Raw genomic sequence first — 3,616 nt, forward strand, 5'->3', positions numbered from 1 at the left:
CAGATGCCGAGATGGTACGCGGCTACGGCGCCGATATCGTGGTCGAGCGCGGGCCCGGCTTCGCCAAGGCGATCCGCCGGGAGCTGCCCAATGGCGTCGACGCGCTGCTCGACACGGCGTCCCTTGGGGAAGAGTCCTTTGCCGCCATCCGTGATGGGGGCATCTACATTCCGGTTCGCGGCTGGGGAGACAAGCCCGCTGAACGGGGAATCAAGATCAAGCCGATGACGGTGTCCGGTGTCCTCGAACGTTCCGAATGGCTCGAACTGCTCCGCAACATGGTTGCATCCGGGGAGATAAAGCTGCGCGTTGTTGAGGAATACGCGCCTACGAAAGCCGCAGATGCACAGCGCGCGCTCGTCGCCGGTAGCCCTCGGGGGCGGCCGGTAATCCTCTTCTAGCGACCCTGCAACCATGCAGGCCAGGCCATTCGGCCCGTTCAGTTTCGGGTGATTGGCGCTTAATGCCCTCACTGCTGCACCCGGCGCGCCGCCGTTGGTGACGCCGCCGGGAACGATATTCTTGTTAGCGATGCGCGCTACGGCGCTTTCCATCGCTTCATCGAGCCCGATGAGCTTCGATTCTCGGGCATTCAAATCGCTGATCTCCGCTTAACACAGCCCGGACACCAAGTAGAGTTGAAGACCGTTTGGCAAAAGACCCTCCGACGAGCAAAGGTTCCTTAGTTTCGCATTTACCATTTGCGATCCACGTATGCCACTCGCCTCAGTGCGGGCGGCGTAGCCGCCGAGTGGGTGACACAGCTGCTTCGCCAGGGGGACTCTCAGGTCTTCAAACGTTATTCGCAAATGAAACTGCAAATGAAGAGAGAAGCTTGGAGAAAATTAACCGCCAGGCGAATGAAATGCCTTTGGATTCTGGCACAGCGATGGTTCATCAGAAGTCGAACGGGGGTTGTCTTTCTCTTGGGACTTACTGGTCTGGCTCTCTATCTCTGTTATCTTCTCGTTGCTCCCTTCCTTAAGCCGATCCTCTTCGCATTCATCTTGGCCATCGTGTTTTATCCGGTGCAGGCAAAGATCCGCCATTGGGTCCGCAACCGAAACGCTGGGGCAGCGCTTTCCACGACTGCAGTAATTCTGGTGGTCGGAGCGCTTTCCTTTCTTATTGGAACTGCGGTCGTGTCGGGGCTCCACGACATCTATGATTCCTTGAGCGACTCAGGTGAGGGCAGGGAACGTCTCACCGTCTTTATCATTCAGCTATTCGACCGAGCTATCAGGTTTTGCATTCCGATGATAAGCGCAGTTTTTGAATTCATACGTGCCTCCACGTAAGGAATATTGCTTCATGCAAAATGGTTTCATCGCAGAAATTCAATGCTCGCGTCCGAAGCTCGTGAACGGGAGTGAGAATCGGTGCTCCTTCATTTTTGATGAAAAATACGACGAACTTCGCTGGTTTCGTCTTACTCGCGTTACGGCTTACGGCATGAACGTCTTCAGGCGATTCGTAAAATACCTGCCCGGGACCAAGCCGCTGAAGCGTGCCTCCGCGAAACTGCATCTCAACTTCCCCTTCGAGAACATAGACAACCGCATGCGCATCATGCCGGTGGATCGCGTCGACGGCTCCTGGGGCGTTATTGACAGTAATGACTTCAATCTCTTTACCCGGTGCTTCTGGAAGCTGTTTCGTAAAGAGCGTATTCACTTGCGGGGCATGCATTGCCGTGGCAAATCCGAAGGTAAAGATAAATACAGAGAGAATGAGCTTCTTCATGTTATACCTCGCTTCTGTCCTTTCGGTGATGTGCTGCGATAACCGTAAGGTCCGACTTCGTCAAACGGCTAACGGTCGCGCGAATTGTCGCTTCCGGGGAATCTTCGTAGAACAGTTCAATTCGATCGCCAGATTTGAGATTTCGCATTGCGCCCCACTTTCGCTTCGTTCGTCCATTGCAAAGACCCGTGATGTTGAGCTGACCTTTATAAAAGAAATGCAACACGCAGAGTTTCCCAGTTGTCTGCGATTCTCCTTCACCAGGAACAAGCTGGAGAAATCGCGAAAACCCAGCTCCTCTGCGTGCGCATGTCTCAGCTACGATTGGAACAGAAACCGTGGCAACCCTTGTCAAAGTTAGGCGGATGCAGCTTTGCGCGTTTTCTGAATGCGGTCGAGAAACTCATGCATCAACGACCCAATCCGATCCACTTCTTCTTCCAACGCGAAATGGCCCGTGTCGAAAAGATGGAGCTCTGCACTGGGGATATCTCTTTTGTAGAGTTCAGCACCCTCCACTGTAAAGATTCCATCGTGTTTGCCCCAAGTGATCAGCATGGAGGGCTGTCGTTTACGGAAATACTCCTGCCAGTCGGCAAAGACATCCAGCGTAACACCGGCCAATCAGTTCCCCTTGGGAACTGCGATGTCGTTGGAGCGGCGCTTGTCACTGCTGAACTGGGCGGCGACGGAAGGCTCGGCGGTCATCGAGGACGATTACGACTCCGAGTACCGTTATTTTGGACGACCGCTGGCGGCGCTTCAAAGCCTGGACCGCGCCGGGTGCGTGATTTATGTCGGCACCTTCACCAAGATGCTTTTTAACGCGTTGCGCCTCGGTTTCCTGGCGCTGCCCGCACATCTAGTGGAACCGTTTGCAGTTGCCCGCACGCTCACGGACCGGCATCCGCCAACACTGGATCAGGCTATTCTGGCCGAGTTCATCCTCGATGGCCACTTCGGTCATCACGTTCGCCGAATGCGGCAAATCTACGCAGAACGCCTGGAAGCGCTGTGCGACGCTGCGAATCAGCGTTTGGGCGGCATGCTGCAAGTGCAGAAAGCTGCCTCGGGAATGCGCACCATAGCGTGGCTGAAGACAGGCGAAAAGGATATTGCGGTAGCCGAACGGGCGCGGGCGCGAGGTCTGGAAGTCACGGCCCTCTCACAGTTTTCACAGCGCCACTCTCACCCCGGAGCTTTGTCTCTTGGGTTTGCGGGCTGTACTCCGGCTGAGCTACGCCGTGGAGTCGACGTTCTGGCGACAGTATTCGGTGCTTAGAACACACGGCAAGCGGCCGCAAAACGGAGCGAATTCTAGGGAACGGGTTTCGTTGGTGGATCGTCCACTAACCGGAAGCTATCCAGCGTTGACGGTGGGATTAGTCCTTACAAGTCGGCTGGTGTTGACCTATCCGAGTTGTAGGGTTCCGTTCGGGATTTGGGACTGAATCCTCGGACCTACTTCGCGGGGCGTGAGCCGGCGATGAGGATATCCACTAGTCTTCTGGCGCTTGGCTGCCAATCGGGCGCGGACGCGACATTGGAGACGCCGATTAGAGCCCGGAGTAAATCAACTGGATCGAGATCGCTGCGTATGTCGCCGCTCTCTACGCCGCGCTTCACCAGTGCGCGAATCGCCTGATGCATCTTCGCGTAAGAGGTTTCGAACACCTTCTTCGGATCACCGAGCAACGTATTGAGCGCGGGTGCGATGAGCTGCTTCGCTGCGATGGCATCAACGAATAACAATAGCCAAGCTCGCAGTGCGTCAGTCGGTGCCATCGTCTGAGTGAACTTCTGTTCGGCTTCGGCCAGCTTTTCCAACTCCGCCCGATAAACCGCCTGTAGAAGTTCCTCGCGGGTCGGGAAG

At 55.7% G+C, this 3,616-nt stretch carries 6 protein-coding genes; 2 read left to right on the forward strand and 4 right to left on the reverse strand.

Going from position 1 to position 3,616, the window contains the following annotated elements; translation table 11 throughout:
• On the reverse strand, positions 1–596 hold a 596-nt coding region (locus VNX88_14050; protein HWY69788.1), incomplete at its 3' end, for a hypothetical protein.
• Between the two features lie 264 nt (positions 597–860).
• On the opposite strand from VNX88_14050, the gene VNX88_14055 reads away from it, so the two are divergent.
• On the forward strand, positions 861–1,298 hold the full coding sequence (locus tag VNX88_14055) for a hypothetical protein (GenBank protein ID HWY69789.1): 438 nt from the start codon (positions 861–863) through the stop codon (positions 1,296–1,298).
• Here VNX88_14055 and VNX88_14060 read toward each other — a convergent pair.
• A complete protein-coding gene (locus VNX88_14060; GenBank protein HWY69790.1) occupies positions 1,279–1,743 on the reverse strand; it encodes a cupin domain-containing protein in 465 nt (154 codons plus the stop codon). The two genes, VNX88_14055 and VNX88_14060, sit on opposite strands and share 20 nt — an antisense overlap.
• A gap of 357 nt (positions 1,744–2,100) precedes the next feature.
• Complete coding sequence (locus VNX88_14065) at positions 2,101–2,367, reverse strand: alpha/beta fold hydrolase (GenBank protein HWY69791.1); 267 nt, start codon at positions 2,365–2,367, stop codon at positions 2,101–2,103.
• 40 nt (positions 2,368–2,407) lie between these two features.
• On the opposite strand from VNX88_14065, the gene VNX88_14070 reads away from it, so the two are divergent.
• On the forward strand, positions 2,408–3,025 hold the full coding sequence (locus VNX88_14070) for a PLP-dependent aminotransferase family protein (protein HWY69792.1): 618 nt from the start codon (positions 2,408–2,410) through the stop codon (positions 3,023–3,025).
• A 179-nt stretch (positions 3,026–3,204) separates the two neighbouring features.
• On the opposite strand, the gene VNX88_14075 is transcribed toward VNX88_14070, so the two are convergent.
• Positions 3,205–3,616: hypothetical protein (locus VNX88_14075; protein HWY69793.1), on the reverse strand; the 412-nt coding region annotated here is incomplete at its 5' end.

It is taken from the genome of Terriglobales bacterium, assembly GCA_035567895.1.
In the GTDB taxonomy this organism is placed as follows: Bacteria; Acidobacteriota; Terriglobia; order Terriglobales; family Acidobacteriaceae; genus Gp1-AA112.